The 23009-nt window shown below is 70.6% G+C and carries 22 protein-coding genes and 1 other RNA gene; 16 read left to right on the top strand and 7 right to left on the bottom strand.

The features are described 5' to 3' along the window. Positions 1–121: 121 nt before the first annotated feature. The 3 genes from JYK18_RS09960 to JYK18_RS09950 all read left to right on the top strand — a co-directional run bounded on the left by JYK18_RS09960 (position 122) and on the right by JYK18_RS09950 (position 2566). Positions 122–997 (top strand): helix-turn-helix transcriptional regulator, encoded by an 876-nt coding sequence (locus JYK18_RS09960; RefSeq protein WP_206801807.1) that lies wholly within the window; start codon positions 122–124, stop codon positions 995–997. 102 nt (positions 998–1099) lie between these two features. Further along, entirely contained in the window at positions 1100–1951 is an 852-nt protein-coding gene (locus JYK18_RS09955; RefSeq protein ID WP_206801806.1) for an SAM-dependent methyltransferase, read from the top strand. Between the two features lie 363 nt (positions 1952–2314). Beyond that, positions 2315–2566 (top strand): DUF397 domain-containing protein, encoded by a 252-nt coding sequence (locus tag JYK18_RS09950; RefSeq protein WP_206801805.1) that lies wholly within the window; start codon positions 2315–2317, stop codon positions 2564–2566. Positions 2567–2690: 124 nt separating this feature from the next. Here JYK18_RS09950 and JYK18_RS09945 read toward each other — a convergent pair whose 3' ends face one another. From JYK18_RS09945 to JYK18_RS09920, 6 genes are all read right to left on the bottom strand, one after another. Continuing rightward, a complete protein-coding gene (locus JYK18_RS09945; RefSeq protein ID WP_206801804.1) occupies positions 2691–3224 on the bottom strand; it encodes a hypothetical protein in 534 nt (177 codons plus the stop codon). Further along, positions 3224–4360: a hypothetical protein gene (locus JYK18_RS09940; protein WP_206801803.1), complete on the bottom strand. Its 1137-nt coding sequence runs from the start codon at positions 4358–4360 to the stop codon at positions 3224–3226. The genes JYK18_RS09945 and JYK18_RS09940 overlap by 1 nt, the downstream gene beginning before the upstream one ends. A gap of 179 nt (positions 4361–4539) precedes the next feature. Continuing rightward, positions 4540–4947: a FixH family protein gene (locus JYK18_RS09935; RefSeq protein ID WP_206801802.1), complete on the bottom strand. Its 408-nt coding sequence runs from the start codon at positions 4945–4947 to the stop codon at positions 4540–4542. Beyond that, positions 4944–6362 (bottom strand): hypothetical protein, encoded by a 1419-nt coding sequence (locus tag JYK18_RS09930; RefSeq protein ID WP_307795847.1) that lies wholly within the window; start codon positions 6360–6362, stop codon positions 4944–4946. Before JYK18_RS09930 ends, JYK18_RS09935 begins: the two co-directional genes overlap by 4 nt. A gap of 88 nt (positions 6363–6450) precedes the next feature. After that, positions 6451–7116: a response regulator transcription factor gene (locus JYK18_RS09925; protein WP_206801801.1), complete on the bottom strand. Its 666-nt coding sequence runs from the start codon at positions 7114–7116 to the stop codon at positions 6451–6453. Continuing rightward, on the bottom strand, positions 7113–8261 hold the full coding sequence (locus JYK18_RS09920; RefSeq protein ID WP_206801800.1) for a sensor histidine kinase: 1149 nt from the start codon (positions 8259–8261) through the stop codon (positions 7113–7115). The genes JYK18_RS09925 and JYK18_RS09920 overlap by 4 nt, the downstream gene beginning before the upstream one ends. A gap of 87 nt (positions 8262–8348) precedes the next feature. Here JYK18_RS09920 and JYK18_RS09915 point away from each other — a divergent pair, with 87 nt between their 5' ends. The 5 genes from JYK18_RS09915 to JYK18_RS09895 all read left to right on the top strand — a co-directional run bounded on the left by JYK18_RS09915 (position 8349) and on the right by JYK18_RS09895 (position 14375). Next, positions 8349–9053 (top strand): response regulator transcription factor, encoded by a 705-nt coding sequence (locus JYK18_RS09915; RefSeq protein ID WP_206801799.1) that lies wholly within the window; start codon positions 8349–8351, stop codon positions 9051–9053. After that, positions 9031–10479: a cell wall metabolism sensor histidine kinase WalK gene (locus tag JYK18_RS09910; protein WP_206801798.1), complete on the top strand. Its 1449-nt coding sequence runs from the start codon at positions 9031–9033 to the stop codon at positions 10477–10479. The genes JYK18_RS09915 and JYK18_RS09910 overlap by 23 nt, the downstream gene beginning before the upstream one ends. A 74-nt stretch (positions 10480–10553) precedes the next feature. Further along, on the top strand, positions 10554–12092 hold the full coding sequence (locus tag JYK18_RS09905; protein WP_206801797.1) for an alkaline phosphatase: 1539 nt from the start codon (positions 10554–10556) through the stop codon (positions 12090–12092). Positions 12093–12100: 8 nt separating this feature from the next. Then, positions 12101–12197: signal recognition particle sRNA small type (ffs, locus tag JYK18_RS09900), an RNA gene on the top strand. A 45-nt stretch (positions 12198–12242) separates the two neighbouring features. After that, positions 12243–14375, top strand: a complete 2133-nt coding sequence (locus JYK18_RS09895; RefSeq protein WP_206801796.1) for a DNA polymerase III subunit gamma and tau — start codon at positions 12243–12245, stop codon at positions 14373–14375. Positions 14376–14458: 83 nt separating this feature from the next. On the opposite strand, the gene JYK18_RS09890 is transcribed toward JYK18_RS09895, so the two are convergent. After that, a complete protein-coding gene (locus JYK18_RS09890; protein ID WP_374195004.1) occupies positions 14459–15100 on the bottom strand; it encodes an N-acetylmuramoyl-L-alanine amidase in 642 nt (213 codons plus the stop codon). 267 nt (positions 15101–15367) lie between these two features. On the opposite strand from JYK18_RS09890, the gene JYK18_RS09885 reads away from it, so the two are divergent. The 8 genes from JYK18_RS09885 to JYK18_RS09850 all read left to right on the top strand — a co-directional run bounded on the left by JYK18_RS09885 (position 15368) and on the right by JYK18_RS09850 (position 22928). Beyond that, complete coding sequence (locus tag JYK18_RS09885) at positions 15368–15736, top strand: YbaB/EbfC family nucleoid-associated protein (RefSeq protein ID WP_153028700.1); 369 nt, start codon at positions 15368–15370, stop codon at positions 15734–15736. A gap of 12 nt (positions 15737–15748) precedes the next feature. Then, complete coding sequence (recR, locus tag JYK18_RS09880) at positions 15749–16345, top strand: recombination mediator RecR (protein WP_113694990.1); 597 nt, start codon at positions 15749–15751, stop codon at positions 16343–16345. Beyond that, positions 16342–16944, top strand: a complete 603-nt coding sequence (locus JYK18_RS09875; RefSeq protein WP_307795845.1) for a uridine kinase — start codon at positions 16342–16344, stop codon at positions 16942–16944. The genes recR and JYK18_RS09875 overlap by 4 nt, the downstream gene beginning before the upstream one ends. A 160-nt stretch (positions 16945–17104) precedes the next feature. Then, positions 17105–18769 (top strand): ABC transporter substrate-binding protein, encoded by a 1665-nt coding sequence (locus JYK18_RS09870; protein WP_206801795.1) that lies wholly within the window; start codon positions 17105–17107, stop codon positions 18767–18769. A 102-nt stretch (positions 18770–18871) separates the two neighbouring features. Then, positions 18872–19876 carry an ABC transporter permease gene (locus tag JYK18_RS09865; RefSeq protein WP_206801794.1) on the top strand — a complete coding sequence of 335 codons (1005 nt, stop codon included), beginning with the start codon at positions 18872–18874 and terminating at the stop codon, positions 19874–19876. Next, complete coding sequence (locus tag JYK18_RS09860) at positions 19873–20802, top strand: ABC transporter permease (RefSeq protein WP_206801793.1); 930 nt, start codon at positions 19873–19875, stop codon at positions 20800–20802. Before JYK18_RS09865 ends, JYK18_RS09860 begins: the two co-directional genes overlap by 4 nt. 6 nt (positions 20803–20808) lie before the next feature. After that, positions 20809–21810, top strand: coding sequence for an ABC transporter ATP-binding protein (locus tag JYK18_RS09855; protein ID WP_206801792.1), 1002 nt, complete (start codon positions 20809–20811; stop codon positions 21808–21810). Next, positions 21807–22928: an ABC transporter ATP-binding protein gene (locus tag JYK18_RS09850; RefSeq protein ID WP_206801791.1), complete on the top strand. Its 1122-nt coding sequence runs from the start codon at positions 21807–21809 to the stop codon at positions 22926–22928. The genes JYK18_RS09855 and JYK18_RS09850 overlap by 4 nt, the downstream gene beginning before the upstream one ends. Positions 22929–23009: the final 81 nt, after the last annotated feature.

Here is a 23009-nt window from a genome sequence, read left to right as displayed (position 1 = left end):
CCCGCTGCGGCCGGTCGATTTCCGCTGCGTGAGAGGGTAATGTCAGAGCGTCATCGCGCGATTAATTCGAAACGTCTGTGTGGGGTGCCGTGGTACTGGCCGGTCGGTCCGGGGATAGCTGATGGCGAGCACCATCACCTCCCGCCGCAAGCAGCTGGGCAACGAACTCCGCCACGCGCGCAACGCGGCGCGGATGACGCAACAGGCGGTGGCCGACGTGCTCGGCTGCACCCAGGGCAAGGTCAACAAGATCGAGTCGGGCGCGGTCGGCGTCAAGCTCGGTGACGTGCGCGCGATGCTGGACGCCTTCGGCATCGTCGGCGACGAGGCCGAGACCCTGATGAACCTGGCCCGCGCCGCGGCCGGGCAGCGCGGCCACTGGTCCGGCTACCGCTCCGTGGTGCCGCACTGGTTCCGCACCTTCACTGACCTCGAACCGGCCGCCGCGGAGATCCTCACCTGGCACGGTGAGCGCATCCCCGGCCCGCTGCAGTCCGAGCACTACATGCTCAAGCAGTTCACCGAGGCCGGCGCCACCGACGTCACCTCGCTGGTGCGCAACCGGCTCGACCGCAAGGCCGTGTTCGACCAGCAGCAGCCGCCGTACTACCGGTTCATCCTGAGCGAGGCCGCGCTGCGGCGGGCGCCGGGCGGGCATTCCCCCGGCGTGATGCTGGACCAGGTGGAACACCTGCTGGAGCTGGAGAAGCGCGCCCGCGTCTACCTGCACGTGCTGCCCTTCGACGCCCGGCTCGCCTCGGTGCCCAACGACTTCACCATCATGCGCTTTCCCGATCGCACCAGGGACTTCGTCTACATCGAGCACTCCGCGGGCGGGCTGTACCTGGACGACGTCAAGGACTTCCAGCTCTTCGTCGACTCGTGGGACCGGCTGCGCGGGGCGGCGCTGGAGCACCAGGACACCCGCCAGTTCTTCAAGGAACTGGCCGAGCACTACCGGGCGCAGCTGGCGAAGGACAGCGCCGCCAAGAATTAGCGCTGGCGCGAAGCGCTCCGTTGAGGGCGGCGGCGGGTGACGGGTGGGCCTAGGGCGACGGGGATAAGCTGGTCCGGTGACCGCACAGGGGGTAGCCGCGCGATGACCGACAACGACGAACCCGCCTTCGCCCCGCAGGGCATCGACCTGGAGCGGCCGAACGCCGCCCGCATCTACGACTGGTTCCTCGGCGGCACCGCGAACTGGGCGATCGACCGCGAATTCGGCGAGAAGGCGCTCAAGGCCGTGCCGCACGGCAAGCTCAACGCCCACGTGAACCGCGAGTTCCTCGGCCGCGCGGTGACCTACGCCGTGCGCAACGGCATCACCCAGTTCCTCGACCTCGGTTCCGGCGTGCCGACCGTGGGGAACGTGCACCAGGTGGCCGACAAGCTCGACCACGGCAGCCGCTGCGTCTACGTGGACAACGAGCCGGTGGCCGTGGCGCACAGCCGGATCCTGCTGGAGGAGAACGGCGATCCGAGCAGGCACGCGGTGATCAACGGCGACCTGCGCGACGTGGAGCACGTGTGGCAGCAGGCTTTCCGCACCGGGGTGCTCGATCCGGCGAAGCCGATCGGCCTGCTGATGGTGGCGGTGCTGCACTTCGTCTCGCCGGAGGACGGCGGGGAAGCCGCCGTCGCGCGTTATCGCGAACTGCTGCCGCCGGGCTCGTTGTTGATCATGTCACACGGCACGACCGACGGGGTGCCGCCCGAGCATCTGGTTCAGCTCCAGTCCGTCCACGAGCAGTACAAGCAGTCCAGCACCCCCATCAGCCTGCGCACCCGCGCCGAGTTCAGCGCGCTGTTCGGCGACTTCGACCTGGTGGAGCCGGGGGTGGTCTGGCTTCCGGAGTGGCGTCTTGACGAGGCGGAATCCGAGGCTACCGCCGAGGTCGCGCATAATCCGCCAGCGTCCTTCATGCTCGGCGGGGTCGCCAGGAAGGGCTGAGTCCGGCTCCTCGTGGCGCTCGGTCGGGGCCAGCAGGCGCACGGTCATGGGTCAGCTCCTTCCGGCTCCGTTGGCACGGATGTTGTCGATGTTGTCGGTGCGATCCGAAAAAACGTCCACCCCTGTGTCCTCCCCTGAGGATCCGCTGGCCGGTCGGGTCCGCCGTGCGGCGATATCCTGACCGTGCCCCCCATCCCGCTAGGAATAATCCTACTCCTAGATTAATCTTGCTGTCGAGCGATCGACGGGTGATCACCCGGGTGGCCCCACCCACAGGGCGGTTTTCTCACGGAGGGTTGCCAGGAGCAGGTCCACCTGGGCCGGGCGTGGCGGGTCCCTGATACATGCATGGAGGTAGGTCAGATGGCGGATTATCCCCGGGTCACCGATTACGACCCGGGCACGGCCGTGGCGCGGTTCGAGGCCTCGGCCTGGGAGAAGTCCTTCGCCAGCGAGCCCAACGGGGGCAACTGCGTGGAGGTCAACCTCGGCGTGCCCGGACTGGTCGGGGTACGCGACACCAAGCTCACGGAGAGTCCGGTGTTCGTTTTCGACGCCGGTGAATGGAACGCCTTCCTGACCGCGGTGAAGGCAGGTCAGTTCGACCTGCGCTGAAATCCCGCCGGGAGAGCCGCGCATTCTCAGCCCGTGGAAGAGCGTGCGCTAATTCACAGATCTGGTCAGAGAATTTTCACGACCTGCTGAATTGTCTCTCCCGGCGGCAGGTGGATCAGCCGACTCAGCCGGCTCGGCTGGTGAGGCGGCCGCGGGTGCGCCGCCATGCCACGGCCAGGAAACCGATCAGGCCGACCAGCGGCAGCACGCTGATCGACCAGCTCAGCGCCATCGGCGGGCCGGGCTGTTCGAGCACCGGCAGCTTGCTCAGCTCGCCCTCCCCGCGCCCGGCCGGGCCGTCGATGACGAACCGGAACTTCCAGTCGCCCTGGCTGTTCAGCGCCCTGATGTCCAGGCCCCACACGTCGAGCTTGCGCGGGTGCCTGGTCAGCGGGTTCTCCCGGCCCTCGCGGCCGAGCTCGGGATTGGTGGTGGCGAACACCCCGGACTTGTCCGCGATGCCACCGTCCGGAATGAAGGTGAAGTCCAGTGACTGCATGGCCTTCAGCGGCCAGGTGCTGAACCCGACGGTCAGCCCGTACGGCCCGGCCTGCACCCGTTCGGTGTGCACGATGTTCACCGGTTCGTAGGCCGAGGCCAGCGGGGCCGAGGCGACCAGCAGGCCGATGGTGGCCAGCAGGGTGAGCAGTTTGCGCATCACACCGTCTCCTTCTCACGCGCGGGAGCCAGCAGCCGCAGCATTCCGCCGAAGCGCCAGCCGAGGAAGCCGCCGAGCAGGCCGAACGCGGCCCCCACCCCGGCGGTGGCCAGTAGCTGGCCGGTGGCGGGCAGGCGCGCGCCCTCGTAGATCAGGACGTCCTGGAACGGCTGCGCGCCCGCGACCACGAACCCGGCGACCGCGCCGGCGAGGGCACCGCCCCAGCGCGGGGTCGTGCCGCGCCTGCCGCCCGCCCAGAGCACCAGCTCGGCGAGCAGGGCCGCGACCACCAGGAACATCGGCATCAGCGCGGGCATCGAGGCCACGTCGTCCACGTTGTCGCGCAGCGGCAGGCCGACCGCCGAGGCGTAGGCGTGCGCGGCCCACTGGGAGAACCACCACGAGAACGCCTGCCAGGCCCCGAGCAGCACCGCGGCGCCGAGCGCGCCGCCCGGCCGGCCGAGGAAGCCGCGTGCCACCAGGATCAGCATCACCGACAGGAAGGTCATGCCGATGGTCACCGCGTTCACCGCGGTGTCCACATCGGACAGGCCGAGCACGGTGACCGAGCTGAACGAGAGCAGGACCGCGGTGCCGGCCAGCGTGCCGAACACGCCCCACCGGTGCGCCCGCGCGGCGGCGAACACCATCACCGTGCCGACCATGGTCAGCATCACCGACAGCAGCAGCCCGATGTGCGGGGGCGAGTCGATCACCGCGTCGAAGCCGTACAGGCTGTGCCACCACAGGTCCCACAGGCCGTACAGCAGGAACAACGCGCCGCCGGTGCCCGCGACCAGGTACCCGACCGGGGCGGCGAAGGTCTTGCCGAACACACCGACCGCCTGCCCGCCGACCGCCGCGTCCACCGGCCGCCCGGCGCGCTGCGCCGCGGTGGTGGACAGCACCACCACCAGGCTGACCAGCCCGGCGATCGCGCTGCCGGTGTAGAGGAACAGGTGCGGCATGGTGAAGAAGGTGTCCGGGCCGACGTCGTCGTGCCACTCCACGTCCCAGGTCAGCCCGACCAGGGTGATCAACGTGCCGGTCAGCAACCCGGCGGCCGGTAACCAGGCCTTGGTACCCGCCCTGGCTTCGGCGGTGGCCGCCGAAGCCATCGATGCTGTGAGATCCATCGGTTCCTCCCTTAGTGGTCGCGATCGGAAGTCCGTCGGGGGTATTCGGTGGATCCAGGTTTCCGCTGGGCGTGCGGCCGGGAGACCTGCGTACCGGAGTCGTACTCGGGTCTTCCGGCCGTGCGTCCAGCGGGAAGCTGGGCCGCCGAGACCCCCGGCAGACTTCCGATCGTGACCACTCAATTCCCCACGAGTAATGGGAAGACGAGTTCTTCGGTGCCGGTGTGGTCGCGCAGGCGCACGGTGATCTCCCACTGGCCCGACATCGGCAGCAGGGTTTCCGCGGCGTGGTAGCGGCCGGGGCCCTTCGCCGGTGCGGTCACCGGCTCCAGCGCGTGGCCCATCTGCGCCATCACCGGCTCGACGGTGACCTCCAGCCCCTCGGCCGGGTGCCCGAGCGGATCGGTGACCTCCACGTCGAAGGCGTTCAGCCCGGTCTTGGGCTCCTCCACCCGCAGGTGCACGGTGTGCCGGGCGGAGGCGGCCTGCGCGGTGGCCGCGCCGTCCGAACCGCCCGGCCACAGCAGCCACGCCAGCACGGCGAGCAACGCGGTCCCGGCGAGCGCCAGTGCGACGGGCTTCTTCACGGGCGGTCTCCTTCGGGCACAACGAGTTCGACGGGCGCGGTGAGCACCGCGTAGTCACGCATCCCCTGGAACCACAGGCGGTACCGGCCGGGCGCCGGGAAGGTGAAGGTGAACCGCACCTCGGGGCCGTAGGCGGCGACCGTCTCGTCGGGCTGCCCGGCCGCCGAGCGGCCGGACATCACCGGCAACCCGGTCATCGAGTGCACGTGGGCCCAGGTCGGCGCGGTGGCCGCGGCGGCGCCGACCGGAGCTCCCTCGGGCAGCGGGCCGACCACCATCAGGTGCCCGGTCATGCCCAGCCACGGCTGGAGCGTGGCGGAGTCACCGAACTTCGCGGTCATGGTGGTCGCGGCGTTCGCCCGGACCTCACCCGCGCCCAGCGTCACCGGGACCTCGCCGACGGTCTGCGTGCCGAAGCCCGGCGCCGGTACCGGGGCACCCGGTGCGCCGTCGACGTCCAAAGTGGACCGGAGCAGCTGGGTGCCGCCGCCGCGCCTGGCGACCTCGGCCGACAGCGCGTACCGGCCGGATTCCGTGGCGGTGAACCGGGCGGTGTAGGTGCCGGGCGCGGTGCGCACCGGGTGCAGGTGCCACAGGTGTCCCGACGGCCCGATGGCCACCAGGTGCACCAACGCGTTGTGGTGCACCACCAGGTCGTCGGCGGGACGGCCGGTGGCGCTGTCGGTCAGGCGCAGGGTGAACCCGGCCGGGCTGCCGCTCACCGCCAGGTTCAGCGGCGGCCGATTGGTGTCCATTGTGGACGGCGGGAGCGCGTACGGGTCGTTGACCGTGTCGACCGTCGGGTCGAGCACGTCACGCGCGGGCGGCGGGATGCTCGACGACAGCAGCGCCGCGGTGACCGCGACGGCGAGCGCGGCCACCATTCCGGTTGCCGGGACCAGCGCGTGCCAGGACTTCCGCGCCCGCACGGCGGCGTACAACGCCACCAGCAACAACGCGCCCGCCGCGACAAAACCGCCGTACGCGGCCTTTTCCCACGGCGCGGGGACCTGCGCGGGCACCACGAACGGAATGCGGGCCACCTGCGTGCCGTCCCCGATGGCCAGCTCCCACGGGCCGGCCTGGCCGACGGTGAGCAAACCGCTATACGTGCCCGGCACCGCGCCGAGGTCCACCTGCGTGCGCGAGACCGCGGTACCGGCGAAAACGGCGGCTACGTCGAGCTTTCCCGGCGCGGTACCCGCGTGCGTGATGACGTCCACGCTCAACGGCCCCGGCACCTCGGTCACCCGCCGGATCACCACGGTCAGCTCGCGCTCGCCCAGCGTCTGCGCCACGTGCACGTCGGTGCCGATCGGCCCGCCGTCCGCGGCCGCCTGCCCCGCGCCCAGCAGGAAACCCAGCAACCCCACCAGAACGGCCAGCGCCCCCGCGCCCCACCCCTTGACCTTCACGCTTCTGAAAGTTATAGAGCGGGAAACGGCAATGCGTCACAGCGGCGGGGGATTCCGGTGTCCCCAACACGGGGGACAACCCCCGGGGTCAGTCCCTCGGGGCCGCCCTGACCAGGCCGTGCTGATAGGCGTAGACCACCGCGTGCACCCGGTCCCGCAGGCCGAGCTTGGCCAGGATGCGGGAGACGTGCGTTTTCACCGTTTCGTCCCCGACGTGTAGTTCCTCGGCGATTTCCGCGTTGCTGCGGGCATCCGCGATGAGCAGCAGAACTTCGCGCTCGCGCGAGGTCAGCCGGTCCAGGCCGGCGGGTCCGGCCGGTGGCTCGATGCTGGTGGTGAACCGCGAAACCAGGCGCCGCGTGACCGACGGATCGATCAGCGCGTCCCCGCGCGCGACCACGCGCATCGCCGAGACCAGTTCTTCCGGCGGCAGGTTCTTGAGCAGGAAGCCACTCGCGCCGGCTCGCAGCGCGCGGTAGACGTAATCGTCGTGGTCGTAGGTGGTGAGCACCAGCACCTTCGTCTCGCAGCCGGGCGTGCCGAGGATCGCCTCGGTGGCGGCCAGCCCGTCGAGCTTCGGCATGCGCACGTCGAGCACGGCCACGTCAGGCCGCAGGCGGGCCACTTCGGCCACCGCGGCCCGGCCGTCGGACGCCTCACCGACGCATTCCAGGTCCGGCTGGGTGTCCAGCACCGCGCGCATGCCCGAGCGGAACATCGCGTGGTCGTCGGCGAGCAGGACGCGCGTGCTCATGAGCTCTCCAGCGGAAAGGTCGCGGAGACCAGCCAGCTGCGGCCGTCGTCGGACGGCCCGCTGGAGAACTCACCGCCGAACATCGCGACGCGCTGGCGCAGCCCGGCCAGGCCGCGCCGGGTGCCCTCGTCGGCGGTCGACGGCCTGCCGGGCGTGATCGGATTGGTCACGCTCAAGGTGATCTCCTCGGTTCGGTAGCACAGCTTCACGTCCACCGGGCCGCCCGCGCCGTGCCGCAGCGCGTTGGTCAGGCCCTCCTGCGCCACCCGGTACACCGCGACGTCCACGGACCCGGGCAGCTCGCCGGGCACGCCCTGGGTGTGCAGGCGCGCGGGCAGCCCGGCCGCGCGGGTGCCCTCCAGCAGTTCCTCCAGATTGCCCACCCCCGGCTGGCGGACCGCGGCCTGCTCGCCGTGCAGCAGGTCGAGCATGCGCCGCAGGTCGGCCATGGCCGCGCGGCTGGACGTCTCCACCGCGGACAGCGACCGGTGCACGGGTGTGTCCGTGTCCCCGTTGAGCCCGAGTCTGGCCGCCCCGGCGTGCATGCCGATCGCGCTGACGTGGTGCGAGATGACGTCGTGCAGGTCGCGGGCCACCGAACTGCGTTCCTCGGCGACGGCCCGGCGCACGGCGGCCTCCTCACGGCGTTCCAGTTCGGCGATCCGCGCGCGGCGCTCGGTGGTGTAGCGGCCGACCAGCCAGGGCAGCACGGTGTTGGCCAGCAGGATCGCGCTGAGCAGGCGCCAGTCGCGCCCGGCCAGGTTGCGCTCCAGCAGCTCACCGATGACCGACCCGGTGATCAGCGCCAGCAGTGACGCGACCGCGGGCAGCGTGCTCAGCCAGGCACCCGCGCGGTACCCGGCGATCAGCATGCCCGCGGTGTTGGAGGCCTCGGCGCCGGGCAGGTCGTTGAGCAGCAGCGGGGTGAGCGGGTAGAGCACCGCGTGACCCAGCGCGACCAGGCCGGACAGCCGCGCGGGCCCGGCCAGCGCCAGGTCGACGGCGACGGTGGCGAGCAGCACCGCCCAGGCCCGCCAGCTGGTCAGCGGCGGTCCGATCATCAGCGCGATGCTGCCGTCGGAGACCATGCAGACGACCGCGATCAGCCACGCCTGGCGCGCCAGCGATCCGGTGATGTCCCGCATGCCGCGAGCTTGGCACAAGCCGCGTTCACAGGTGGCGCACAGGCGTTCCACAGGCGCGGCCTACGCCGGTGGCCGACACTGCTGGTTATGACCGGAATGCCTGGGCGCGCGGTGCGCGTGCTCGTCGTCGACGACGAGCCGCCGCTGGCGGAGTTGCTGTCGATGGCCCTGCGGATGGAGGGCTGGGAGATCCGCACGGCGGGTGACGGCACCACGGCGGTGCGCGTCGCGCGTGAGTTCCGGCCGGACGCGGTGGTGCTGGACGTGATGCTGCCGGACTTCAGCGGGCTCGAGGTGATCCGGCGCCTGCGCACCGAGTTCGAGCACCTGCCGGTGTTGTTCCTGACCGCGAAGGACGCGGTGGAGGACCGGATCGCCGGGCTCACCGCCGGTGGCGACGACTACGTGACCAAGCCGTTCAGCCTGGAGGAGGTCACCCTGCGGTTGCGCGCGCTGCTGCGCCGGGCCCGGGTGGTCACCTCGGCGTCGGACTCGCTGCTCACCGTCGGCGACCTGACCATGGACGAGGACACCCGCGAGGTGCACCGCGACGGCGAGCCGATCACGCTCACCGCCACCGAGTTCGAGCTGCTGCGGTACCTGATGCGCAACCCGAAACGAGTGCTGAGCAAGGCGCAGATCCTGGACCGGGTGTGGAGCTACGACTTCGGCGGGCAGGCGAACATCGTCGAGCTGTACATCTCCTACCTGCGCAAGAAGATCGACGCGGACCGGGCGCCGATGATCCACACCATGCGGGGTGCGGGCTATGTCCTCAAACCTTCGCGCTGAGCTGCGGCGGCCGTGGTCGCTGCGCGGCCGCCTGATCGCCCAGGTGCTGGCCCTGCTCGCGCTGGTGTGCCTGGTGATCGGCGTGGTCACCGAGTTCGCCCTGCGGGACTTCCTGCTCGAACGCGTGGACCGCCAGCTGACCACCATCGACAACCGCCTCCCGCCGCCGTTGGAGGGCGGGCCGCCGGGGCCGCGGGTGCGCTTCGAACTCGGGCAGCCGCCCGACTCCGTGCTCGGCACGGTCTACAACGGGCAGGTCGTGGAGGCCAAGATCCTGACCAACGGGTCCGCGATCCAGCTCAGCCCGGCGGACGCGGCCACCTTCACCGGGCTGACGTCGCCGCGCCGCCCGGTCACCATCACCATCGGTGACCTGGGTGAATACCGGATGCAGGCGGGCATGGGGCCGGCCGGGGAGATCCGGTTCCAGGCGCTGTCGCTGGCCGACGTCAACGACACCCTGTGGCGGCTCGGCTGGATCTTCGGCGGTGTCGCGCTCGGCGGGCTGGTGCTGGCCGGCGGCATTGCCGCGCTGACCGTGCGCCGCACGCTGCGGCCGCTGGACCGGGTGGCGGCCACCGCCGCGGAGGTGAGCAGGCTGCCGCTGGACCGGGGTGAGCCCGCGCTGCCGATGCGGGTGTCCGAAGTGGACACCGACACCCGGACCGAGGTGGGCAAGGTCGGCGCGGCGCTGAACCGGATGCTCGACCACGTCTCCGCCGCACTGGCCGCACGCCAGCGCAGCGAAAGCCGGGTGCGGCAGTTCGTCGCCGACGCCAGCCACGAGCTGCGCACGCCGCTCGCGTCGATCCGGGGTTACGCCGAGCTGACCCGCCGCAGCACCGCCGACCTGCCCGAGGACTTCGTCTACGCGATGAGCCGCGTCGAATCGGAGTCCACGCGGATGACCACGCTGGTCGAGGAACTGCTGCTGCTGGCGCGGCTCGACGAAGGACGCCCGGTGGTGCACGCCCCGGTCGAGCTGTCCGGCCTGGTCGCCGACGCCGTGGCCGACGCGCACGTGGCCGGTCCGGACCACCGGTGGCTGCTGGACCTGCCCGCCGAGCCGATCAGCGTGGTCGGCGAGTCCGGGCAGTTGCAGCAGGTCGTGCTGAACCTGCTGAGCAACGCCCGCGCGCACACCCCGCCGGGCACCACCGTCCGCACCTCGTTGTCGACAAAGGACGGTGAGGTGCGGCTGGTGGTGGCCGACGACGGGCCGGGCATCCCGCGTGACGTGCTGCCGGAGGTGTTCGAGCGCTTCGCCCGCGGGGACACCTCGCGCTCGCGGGCGGCGGGCAGCACCGGGTTGGGGCTGGCCATCGTGGCCGCGGTGATCGCCGCGCACGGCGGGAAGGTGTGGGTGCGGAGCAAGCCCGGGCGCACCGAATTCTGCGTCGTGCTGCCCGTGACCACACCGCCATGAGCGGTTCACTTGTCGGTGGTCCACGCGTCAGGTAGGCCGGGTTCGGTGTCCGAAGCCGAACTGAGGAGCGCTGAATGCCGCTGAATCGACGGGATCTGTTGCGCGGGGCCGCCGCCGCGGGAGCACTGGGGGTGGCCTGGCCGCTGAGCGGCGGGCTGACCCTCGCCCAGGCGGAGGAGGCCGCCGCCGCGCTCGGGGCCAGCTGGGACGAAGCCCCGTTCACCGTCGGCGTCGGATCGGGGGATCCGCTGCCGGAGAGCGTGGTGCTGTGGACGAGACTCGCGCCGCAGCCGCTCGCCGAGGAACAACCGCTGCCGGAGACGGTCGAGGTGGAGTGGGTCGTCGCGACCGACACCGCCTTCCGGAACCGGGTCGCCCACGGCACGGCGCCCGCCACCGCCGCGCTCGGGCACAGCGTGCACATCGCGGTCACCGGGCTCGAACCGGCGCGGCGGTACTACTACCGCTTCCGCGCGCTGGGCAAGACGAGCCGCACCGGCCGCACCCGCACCGCGCCCGCCGGGCACGTCCGGCGCGTGCGCTTCGCCGCGGCCAACTGCCAGGCGTTCCACGACGGCTTCTACGCGGCCCACCGCGGGATCGCGCGGGAAGAGCTGGATTTCGTGGTGCACCTCGGGGACTACATCTATGAGCACGGGAAGGTCGGCGGCGACCACGTCCGCGACCACGAGGGCCCCGCGGTGACCACGCTGCCCGCGTACCGGCGGCGGCACGCGCTGTACAAGGGCGACCCCTCGCTGCGGGCCGCGCACGCTGCCCATCCCTGGTTCATCACCTGGGATGATCACGAGGTCGTCAACGACTACAGCGGCACCACGCCGTCGCTGCGCGCCCGCCGGGACGCGGGGTACCAGGCGTGGTTCGAGCACCTGCCGGTCCGGCCGGACCACCCGACCACGCCGCAGGTCTACCGGCAGCGGTCGTGGGGTGACCTGCTCGACCTGTCGATCCTGGACCTGCGGCAGTACCGGTCGGCGCAGAACCTGCCGAACGGCACGATCCTCGGGGCCGAGCAGAAGGCGTGGCTGAAGGACCGGGTCAGCAACGCCGGGGACGCGTGGCACTGCTGGGTGAACTCGATCATGCTGAGCCAGCTGGCCAAACCGGGTGGCGGGTACTACTTCACCGACCAGTGGGACGGCTTCCTGGCCGAGCGCCGCGAGGTGCTCACCCACGTGCACGACACCGGCATGGAGGACCTGGTGGTGATCACCGGCGACTGGCACTCGGCCTTCGTCGACGACATCCGCCCCGACTTCGACAACCCGGACGCACCGGTGATCGGCACCGAGTTCACCGCGCACTCGGTCTCGTCCGGGGCCTACTCGCCCGAGTGGAACGCCCAGAACGGGCCGGTGATGGGCAAGGCCAACCCGCACCTGAAGTACTTCGAGGGCAACCGCTACGGCTACGACGTCTACGAGGTCACGCCGCGGCGGTGGAGCACGCACATGCGGGTGATCGGCGACCGGCGCGACCCGAACTCGCCGGTCAGCACGCTGACCACGTTCCACGTCGACCGCGGCAAGGCCGGTTCGCACGAGGATCGCGGCACTCGGACCTCCCCGGCCCAGTACCGGCGTGATCGGTAGGTACACTGATGGCGGACCCCCGCGGCGTCCACCCTGTGAACCTCCCCAGGGCCGGAAGGCAGCAAGGATAAGCAGGCTCTGACGGGTGCGGGGGTCCCCTTACGTTCCGGGGCCCGATGGGGTGTCGGTGGCTGCCGGTAGGCTTCCGCCGTGGCATTAGCGCTGTATCGCAAGTACCGCCCGGCCACCTTCGCCGAGGTGGTGGGTCAGGAGCACGTCACCGACCCGCTGCGCACCGCGCTCGCGGCCGGCCGGATCAACCACGCGTACCTGTTCTCCGGGCCGCGCGGCTGCGGCAAGACGTCCAGCGCCCGCATCATGGCCCGGTCGCTGAACTGCGAGAAGGGCCCGACGCCCGACCCCTGCGGGGAGTGCGGTTCGTGCCGCGCGCTCGCGCCGGAGGGCAGCGGCAGCATCGACGTCACCGAGCTCGACGCGGCCAGCCACGGTGGCGTCGAGGACGCCCGTGAGCTGCGGGACAAGGCGTTCTACGCGCCCGCCGAGTCGCGGTACCGGGTGTTCATCATCGACGAGGCGCACATGGTCACCACGCAGGGCTTCAACGCCCTGCTGAAGATCGTCGAAGAGCCGCCGGAACACCTGATCTTCATCTTCGCCACCACCGAGCCGGACAAGGTGCTCACCACCATCCGGTCGCGGACGCACCACTACCCGTTCCGGTTGATCCCGCCGAGCGCGATGCGGGAGCTGCTGGAGCGCAACGTCGCGGCCGAGGGCGTGCCGGTGGAGCCGGCGGTGTTCCCGCTGGTCATCCGGGCCGGTGGGGGTTCGGCGCGGGACACGCAGTCGGTGCTGGACCAGCTGCTGGCCGGCGCCGGGCCGAACGGCGTGACCTACGACCGGGCGGTCTCGCTGCTCGGGGTGACCGACGTCGCGTTGATCGACGACATGGTCGAGGGCCTGGCCGCGGACGATTCGACGGCGGTCTTCGGCACGGTGGAGCGCCTCGCCGAGGCCGGGCACGACCCGCGCCGCTTCGCCACGGACCTGCTGGACCGCCTGCGGGACCTGGTGGTCCTCCGCTCGGTCCCCGACGCCGCGGCGCGCGGCCTGGTCGCGGCGCCGGAGGACGAGCTGACCCGCATGGTCGCGCAGGCCGAGCGGGCGGGGCTCGCCACGCTGTCGCGGTACGCGGAGATCGTGCACAACGGGTTGCTGGAAATGCGGGGCGCCACGGCTCCTCGGCTGTTGCTGGAGCTGCTGTGCGCGCGGATGCTTTTGCCCTCCGCCGCGGAGGGCGAGGCGGCGCTGTTGCAGCGGTTGGAACGGCTGGAGCGGCGCGTCACGGTGGGGGGACCGGTCGAGTCGGCGCCTGCCGCGGGTGCCTCGGCTGCTGGTGCTTCGGCTTCGGGCTCTTCGGCTTCGGCTGCTCCGGTGGCCGCTGCTGCTCCGGCGCCTACTGCTTCGCCGTCTGCTGCTTCGCCGGGGGCGGGTGGCGCGGAACGCTTCCAACGCCCCTCCCAACGCCAGGCGGCGCCGCCCGCGCCAGAAGCCCCGGCTCCGGCCGAACGCCCAGTTCAGGCTCCAGTTCCGGTTCCGGCGGAGCGCCCGGTTCCGGCGGTGGTCGAACGCCCAGCCGAGCAGCCCGTTGCCTCGGCGCCGAGTGCGCCGGAAGCGGCGGCCGAGCCCGAGGCGGCCGGGGGCATGGACGCGGCGGCCGTGCGCCGGGTGTGGCCGGAGTTGCTGGCGGCCATCCGCAAGATCCCGGGCGGCCGCAGCACCGAGGCGATGCTGACCCAGGCCGGCGTGCAGAGCGTCGAGGGCAACTCCGTGGTGCTCACGCACACCGCCGAGCCGCTCGCGCGCCGGCTCGCTGATCCGCACAACTCCGAGAAGATCGCCGCCGCTCTCCGCGACGTCCTCGGCGGGGACTGGCGCGTCACCTGCGTGCACGGCAACGCCAAACCGCAGGCCGCCCCGGCGCCGCAGCAGCAGCGGCAGGCGCCCCAGCAGCAGCACAGCGCGCAGCAGGCGACCGAGGAGAAGCCGCAGCAGCGGTTCCGGCGGCCGTCCGAGGGCAGGCAGGCTCCGCCGCCGCCCCCCGCGCCGCCGAAGCCGAAGGTGGCCACCACCGAGCCGGACATCCCGCTCCCCCCGGAACCCGAGGACGAGGACGAGTACCTGGAAGCGGCGACCACCCCGCCGCCCCCGAACGGCTCGGTGCCGCCGCCCCCGCCGCCGCCCGTGCCCGCCGCGGACGAGGTGGAGGAGAAGGCGCACCGGCTGCTGTCGGAACAGCTGGGCGCCCGCCCCCTCGACTGACCCCGGTTCAATGCTATGAGTGGGGCATTACTTGCATTCAACGCAAGTAATGCCCCACTCATAGCATTGAGAGCTCCGGCGAGTCAGGCGCCGAGGTAGGTCAGGATGCCGTTGGCGATGCCCGCGGCGTACTGCTGCCGCCCGTCCGAAGTGGACATTCGGGCGGCTTCGGTGGCGTTCCGCATGTTCCCGCATTCGACCAGTGCCGCCGGGCGTTCGGAAAGATTCAGCCCCGCGAGGTCGTTGCGGCCTGAGAGGCCTTCCTCGCCGAGGTAGTCCGAGTATCGGAAACCGTTCTCCCGCAAGGAATCTCGTAGGGAGCGCGTCAACTGCTCAGACGGCTCGCCCTGCGCGTCGTTCAGTGGCGGTGACGAATAGGCGACGTGGAAACCGTTGGCACCGGGGGAGGTGTTGCCGTCGGCGTGGATGGAGACCACGGCCGCCGCCTGGGCCGTGTTGCCGATCTCCGCGCGCTGGTCGACGCACGGCCCGACCGAGTCGTCGTCCGACCGCGTGTAGATCACCCGGATCCCCTTGTCCGCCAACAACTTCCCGGCGCGCTGCGCCACGTCGAAGGTGAACTCGTGCTCGGGGTAACCGTCGTTCGTGCTGGTTCCCGTGGTGTTGCACGGCTTGGTGCGACCGCGCCCCGCGGGCACCTGCCGCTTGATCGCCGCCGGGTTCGCCGCGTTGCCGCCGTTGTGCCCCGGGTCCAGCACCACCACCGGCGCCTCCGCGCTCGACGAAGGCGCCGCCGAAGAGGAAGGCGCCGGAGAAGGCACCCCCGAAGGCCCCGAAGGCCCCGAAGGAGCAGGCACCGGACCAGACGCCGGACCAGGCACCGGACCCGGCGTTTCCGCAGCGCAGCCGACCACCAGCAAGACCGCCGTCACGGCCAGCGCCCGTCGAATCACACCGACACCGTGTCACACCGGCGGCCCCGGCTAGGCTGGAGGTAGGCGTACTCACCCGAGCTAGTGATCGGAATCGACATGGTGCAACCCGGCGGCGGCGGCTTCGACATGCAGCAGATCCTGCAGCAGGCGCAGAAGATGCAGGAGCAGCTGGTCAGCGCGCAGGACGAACTGGCGAAGGCCGAGGTCACCGGCACCGCGGGCGGTGGACTGGTGACCGCGGTGGTCAGCGGCGGCCTGGAGCTGAAGAGCCTGACCATCGACCCCAAGGTGGTCGACCCCGAGGACACCGAGACCCTGGCCGACCTGGTGGTGGCCGCGGTCCGCGACGCCACGGCCAACGCGCAGAAGCTCACCGAGGAGAAGCTCGGCCCGCTGGCCGGCGGCCTCGGCGGCGGCATGCCGGACCTGGGCGGCCTCGGCCTGCCGGGTCTGCCCGGTCAGTAGAGGCAGCGACCTTTGTACGAAGGGGTAGTCCAGGACCTCATCGACGAGCTCGGGCGGCTGCCCGGGGTCGGCCCGAAGAGCGCCCAGCGCATCGCCTTCCACCTGCTCGGCGCCGATCCGGTGGACATCGGCCGGTTGCAGGAGGTGCTGGGCAAGGTCAAGGAGGGCGTGCAGTTCTGCGAGATCTGCGGCAACGTCTCCGAGCAGGCGAACTGCCGCATCTGCCGGGACACCCGCCGCGACCTCTCGCTGATCTGCGTGGTCGAGGAACCCAAGGACGTGCTCGCGGTGGAACGCACCCGCGAGTTCAAGGGCCGCTACCACGTACTCGGCGGCTCGCTCGACCCGTTGTCCGGCATCGGCCCGGAGCAGCTGCGCATGCGTGAGCTGCTGGCCCGCATCGGCGGCGAGGAGGTCAAGGAGGTCATCATCGCCACCGACCCGAACACCGAGGGCGAGGCCACCGCGACCTACCTGGTCCGCATGCTCCGCGACTTCCCCGGGCTGACCGTCACCCGGCTGGCTTCGGGCCTGCCGATGGGCGGTGACCTGGAGTTCGCCGACGAACTGACCCTGGGCCGGGCGCTTTCGGGACGCCGCGCCCTGTGATCGTCGAGCGGGTGCTCGCGGGCCGGCCCGCGCTCGGTGGGGTCCGGCTGGCCGCCATCGACGGGCCGTCCGGCGCGGGCAAGACCACGCTCGCCGAGAACGTGCTCGCCGAGTTCGCCGAGCGCGGGGTCGACGCGCTCGGCATCGGCACCGACGAATTCGCCACCTGGGACGACCCGGTTTCCTGGTGGCCGCGCCTTCGCGACGGCGTGCTCCGCCCGTTCGCGCGCGGCCTCGGCGGCTCCTACCGCCGGATGGACTGGGCCTCCGGCACCCCCGTGCCGGGTGGGTTGATCACTGTGCGTGTGCCCGAGGTGCTGGTGCTCGAGGGGGTTTCCGCCGGGCGCGCCTCGGTGCGCGCTCACCTAACGTGCCTGGCCTGGCTCGATGGTCTGGACCAGGCCACGCGGCTGGAACGCGCCGTTTCGCGCGACGGGGAAAGGGAGCGAAAGCACCTTTCCGATTGGCAGGACTTCGAACTCGGCTGGTTTGCCGCCGACCGCACCCCGGATGCCGCAACCGTGCGCATCGAGTCCAACGCGGTGCGTCCGTTTGTACCAGTGGGGCCGAAATTCGCCACCCACAGTCACCATTCGTGAGCGCATTGCGCCGACTGCGTCACTCACGTAGCGCGATCGTAACCTCGCGTGCTTAAGTGAGCGCCCGATAACCGACTAGTGTCGGCCACCACACCAATGTGCCGCCCGGTTGTCCGATATCCGGGCGGTCTCGATCTGAACATGTCCAAGGGGTGCCAACATGCTCCAATCGCGAGGCGCTCGAACGCGCCGTATCGCCCTGATCGGGCTATCCGGTGCGCTCGCGCTCTCTGTGACCGCCTGTGCCGAATCCCAGCGTGACGCCGGGGCTGACAACGCGGGCACGTTCATCTTCGGAGCCGCCGGCAACCCGAAGATGTTCGATCCCATCTTCAACGACGAGGGTGAGACCTTCCGCATCACTCGGCAGATGTACGACACGCTGCTGATGAACAAGCCCGGCACCGCCGAGGTGGTCGGCTCGCTCGCCGAGAAGTGGGAGTCGAGCAACGAGGGCAAGACCTGGACGTTCACCCTGCGCAAGGGCGTCACCTTCCACGACGGCACCCCGTTCAACGCCGCCGCCGTCTGCTTCAACTTCGACCGCTGGTTCAACATGAAGGGCCAGGCGGCCCAGAGCCAGATGATCTACTACGGCGACGTCTTCGAGGGCTTCGCGGCCAACGAGGGCGACGCGGCCGGTGACCCGGTCTACAAGAACTGCGAAGCCAAGGACGACTCGACCGCGGTGCTCAACCTGAACAAGGCCAAGGGTGCGTTCCCGGCCGCGTTCACCCTGCCGTCGCTGTCCATCTCCAGCCCCGAGGCGCTGAAGAAGTACAACGCCGACCAGGTCACCCAGACCGGCGACTCCTTCTCCTACAGCGACTACGCGAACCTGCACCCGACCGGCACCGGTCCGTTCAAGTTCGAGGGCTACGACCAGGGCAAGGGCGAGATCACCCTGGTCCGCAACGACGCCCACTGGGAAAAGGCCAAGCTCGACAAGCTCATCTTCAAGGTGATCAAGGACGAGAACGGTCGCAAGCAGGCGCTGAAGACCGGCGACATCCAGGGCTTCGACTACCCGGCCCCGGCCGACTACCAGCTGCTGCGCAACGAGGGTCAGAACGTGCTGATCCGCCCCTCGTTCAACGTGCTCTACCTGGGCATCAACCAGGCGGGCAACCCGAAGCTGGCCGACGTCAAGGTGCGCCAGGCGCTGGCCCACGGCATCAACCGCGAGCAGTTCGTGAAGAGCAAGCTCGCCGAGGGTTCCGAGGTGGCCACCGAGTTCGTGCCCAAGGCGATCGCCGGGTACACCGAGGACGTGCCGAAGTACCCGTACGACCCGGAGAAGGCCAAGCAGCTGCTCAAGGAAGCCGGCGCCGAGGGCCTGTCGCTGAAGTTCTACTACCCGACCGAGGTCACCCGGCCCTACATGCCGAACCCGGCGGACACCTTCACCGCGATCTCCGAGGACCTCAAGGCCATCGGCATCAACATCGAGCCGATCGCCAAGCCGTGGAACGGCGGTTACAAGGACGACGTCCAGAAGCTCGGCAAGCACGACCTGCACCTGCTGGGCTGGACCGGTGACTACAACGACGCCGGCAACTTCGTCGGCACGTTCTTCGGTCGCGAGAAGCCGGAGTTCGGCTTCAAGAACGACCAGCTGTTCCAGGCCCTGTCGGCCGCCGACGGGACCCAGGGCGAGGGCCCGCACGCCCAGGCCTACCAGGGCGTGAACAAGCAGATCATGGAGTACCTGCCCGCGGTCCCGATCGCGTACCCGACCCCGGCGCTGGTCGTCGGGCCGAAGGTGCAGGGCATGGTGCCCAGCCCGCTCACCGACGAGCGCTTCAACACCGTGAGCCTCGGATAGCCCGGGCCGATCACAGCTAGCCGACCAGGGGCGGGACGCGCGACACTGCGTCCCGCCCCTTGGCCCGCCACCACTCTGGGCTATTAAGAGAGACCGTTTCCCATGCTCCGATTCATCGTGCGTCGGTTGCTACAAGCGATTCCGACGCTCCTGATCCTGTCCATCCTGGTTTTCGCCTGGCTCCGCGCTTTGCCCGGCGGACCAGCGGGTGCGCTGCTCGGCGACAAGGCCACCCCCGAAAAGATCGCCGAGCTGAACCAGATCCTCGGCCTCGACCAGCCGATCTTCGTCCAGTACTTCAAGTTCCTCGGCCGTGTGCTCACCGGCGACTTCGGCAACTCGCTGATCTCCACCCAGCCGGTGCTCTCCGAGATCGGCTTCGCCCTTCCCGCCACGCTCGAACTGTCCATCGCCGCGCTGCTGCTCGCGGTCGGGCTCGGCATCCCGCTCGGGTACGTCGCCGCCCGGTTCCGCGGCGGCTTCCTGGACAACACCACCATCATGGCCACCCTGGTCGGGGTCGCCGTGCCGGTGTTCTTCCTCGGTTACCTGCTGCAGTTCATCTTCGCCGAGCAGCTGGGCCTGTTCCCGGTCGGCGGCCGCCAGGACACCCTGATCGGGGCCACCAACGTCACCGGCTTCGCCGTGCTCGACGGCATCCTCACCCAGGAATGGGACGCCTCCTGGGACGCCATCGTGCACCTGGTGCTGCCCGCGGCGGCGCTGGCCACCATCCCGCTCGCGGTGATCGTCCGGATCACCCGCGCCTCGGTGCTCGACGTGATGAACGAGGACTTCATCCGCACCGCGCAGTCCAAGGGCCTCGGCGCGCCGACCATCCGCCGGCGCCACGTGCTGCGCAACGCGCTGCTCCCGGTGGCCACCACGATCGGCCTGCAGACCGGGCTGCTGCTCGGCGGGGCCGTGCTGACCGAGCGGGTGTTCAACCTCAACGGCATCGGCTCGCTGCTGGCCGAGGGCATCGAACGGCGTGACTACCCGCGGCTGCAGGCGCTGATCCTGCTCGGCGCGGTGGTCTACGTGCTGGTGAACATGCTGGTCGACATCTCCTACGGCATCATCGACCCGAGGGTGCGTGTGCGATGACCAACATGTTGTCCCGCAAGAAGGACAAGGTCGACGACCTCGCCGCCAGCGCCGGGCACAGCCTGGCGCAGCAGGCCTTCCGCCGGATGGCCCGCAGCCCGGTGGCGATCACCGGCGCGGTGATCACCGGGCTGTTCGTGCTGCTGGCGATCCTCGCGCCGTTCATCGCGCCGAAGGACCCGTACGAGCGCTACCTCCAGGGCGAGGTGGCACTGGGCCAGGGCATCATCCCCGGCCCGCAGGCCGGCTTCCCGCTCGGCGTCGACGACTTCGGCCGCGACCTGCTCTCCCGCATGCTCGTCGGCGCGCAGCAGACCCTGCTGGTCGGCGTGATGGCCACGCTGATCGGCCTGGTCATCGGCATGATCATCGGTGGCATCGCGGGCGCGTTCGGCGGCTGGGTGGACACCGTGCTGATGCGCCTGGTCGACGTCATGCTGTCCATCCCGAGCCTGCTGCTGGCCATCTCGATCGCCGCGCTGGCGGCGAAGCCGAGCCAGTGGACGGTGATCATCGCGGTCGCCATGGTGAGCGTGCCGATCTTCGCCAGGCTCCTGCGCGGCACCATGCTCGCGCAGCGCTCCAGCGACCACGTGCTGGCGGCGACCTCGCTCGGGGTCAAGCGGCACACCATCGTGCTGCGGCACATGCTGCCGAACTCGCTGGGCCCGGTCATCGTGCAGGCCACGCTGACCCTGGCCACCTCGATCATCGAGGCGGCCGCGCTGTCCTTCCTCGGCCTCGGCGACCCCGACCCGACCCGCGCGGAATGGGGCCTGATGCTGGGCAAGGCGGCCAGGCAGTTCCTGGACATCCGCCCGGAACTGGCCTTCTACCCGGCCATCGCGATCATCATCGTGGCGCTGGGCTTCACCCTGCTCGGGGAGTCCATGCGCGAGGCACTCGACCCGAAGAACAGGCGGTGAGATGACATGGCTCTGCTCGAGGTACGCGACCTGAAGGTCGTCTTCCAGCGCAAGGGCGAGCGGCCGTTCACCGCGGTGGACGGGGTCAGCTTCGACGTGGAACCCGGCCAGACGGTCGGCCTGGTCGGCGAGTCCGGCTGCGGCAAGTCGGTGACCTCGCTGGCGATCATGCGGTTGCTGGCCAAGCGCGGCAACACGGTCACCGGCACGGTCAAGTTCGAGGGCACCGACCTGCTCAAGCTGGGCGAGGGCGAGATGCGGGACCGGCGCGGCCGGGACCTGGGCATGGTCTTCCAGGACCCGCTGTCCTCGCTGAACCCGGTGATCCCGATCGGCATCCAGGTCACCGAGGTGCTCGAACGCCACCGCGGCATGTCCCGCAAGGCGGCCATGGTGGAGGCGGGCGACCTGCTGGCCAAGGTCGGCATCCCGGACCCGACGCGGCGGTTGTCGGAGTACCCGCACCAGCTCTCCGGCGGGATGCGGCAGCGCGCGCTGATCGCGATCGCGCTGGCGTGCCGGCCGCGGCTGCTCATCGCCGACGAGCCGACCACCGCGCTGGACGTGACCATCCAGGCGCAGATCCTGGCGCTGCTGCAGGAACTGGTCCGCGACACCGGCACCGCGCTGATCATGATCACGCACGACCTCGGTGTGGTCGCCGGGCTGTGCGACGAGGTCAACGTGCTCTACGGCGGCCGGATCGTGGAGCGGGCCGAGCGGCACTCGCTGTTCGCCACCCCGCGGCACCCGTACACGCACGGCCTGCTCGCCTCGATCCCGCGGCTGGACGCCGGGCGCGGGGAGAAGCTGGTGCCGATCCGCGGTTCGGTGGCCGACAACATCCCGTGGGACGGCGGTTGCGCGTTCGCGCCCCGCTGCCCGAACGCGGTGGACGCCTGCCGCCAGGTGAGCCCGGAACTGGAGCCGGACGGCCCGGGACTGCTGCGCTGCCACAACCCGGTGGAGCTGCCGACCGCGGCCACCGCGGGGGAGGGGACCCGATGACCGAGGCGAACAACGAGGTGCTGGTCAGCGTCGAGGGCCTGAAGGTCCACTTCCCGATCAAGCGCGGCGTGGTGATCGACAAGACGGTCGGTTACGTCTACGCGGTGGACGGGGTGGACCTGTCCATCAACCGCGGTGAGACCTACGGCCTGGTCGGCGAGTCCGGCTGCGGCAAGTCCACCCTCGGGCGGGCGCTGCTGCGGCTGACCGAGCCGACCGACGGCTCGGTGGTCTTCGACGGCACCGACGTGGCCCAGCTCAAGGGCGAGAACCTGCGCAAGATGCGCCGGCGGATGCAGATGATCTTCCAGGATCCGCTGTCCAGCCTCGACCCCCGCCAGTCGGTGGAGTCGATCCTGGTCGAGGGCATGCGCGCGCACGGGCTGGACAAGGGCAAGGAGCAGACCGCGGCGCGGTTGCGCGAACTGCTCGCCGCGGTCGGCCTGCCGGAGAGTTCGCTGCGGAAGTACCCGCACGAGTTCTCCGGTGGTCAGCGCCAGCGCATCGGCATCGCGCGGGCGCTGGCGGTGGAGCCGGACCTGATCGTGGCCGACGAGCCGGTGTCCGCGCTGGACGTGTCGGTGCAGGCGCAGGTGGTCAACCTGATGGAGGAGCTGCAGGACTCGCTCGGGCTGACCTACCTGGTGATCGCGCACGACCTGGCCGTGGTGCGGCACATCTCCGACCGGATCGGCGTGATGTACCTGGGCTCGCTGGTGGAGGAGGCCGACTCGGACGCGTTGTACGAGGAGCCGCTGCACCCGTACACCCGCGCGTTGCTGTCGGCGATCCCGGTGCCGGACCCGGTGGTGGAGGACAGCCGCGAGCAGATCCTGCTCGCCGGTGACCTGCCCTCGCCGGCCAACCCGCCGACCGGCTGCCGCTTCCACACGCGGTGCCCGTGGAAGCAGGAGACGCTGTGCGACACCGAGCGCCCGCAGCTGCGCGTGCTCGACGGCGCGGCCACCGGGCACCGGGTCGCCTGCCACTGGGCCGAAGACATCCGCGACGGCCGCATCCAGCCGCACGCGGTGTCCGCGGAACTGGTCGAGGTCGACTCCGGCGTGAACCCCGACGTCCCGCACGTGGCCTCGGTCGTCGAGGCGATGGACGTCTAGTCCGGTCCGCACAAGCAGCTGATAACGGCTGATAACGGCCCCACCGGCTTCCCGCCGGTGGGGCCGTTTTCATGGCAACAT

It is taken from the genome of Amycolatopsis sp. 195334CR, from assembly GCF_017309385.1.
Taxonomy (GTDB): Bacteria; Actinomycetota; Actinomycetes; order Mycobacteriales; family Pseudonocardiaceae; genus Amycolatopsis.
This window is presented reverse-complemented; position numbering and strand designations above follow the sequence as displayed.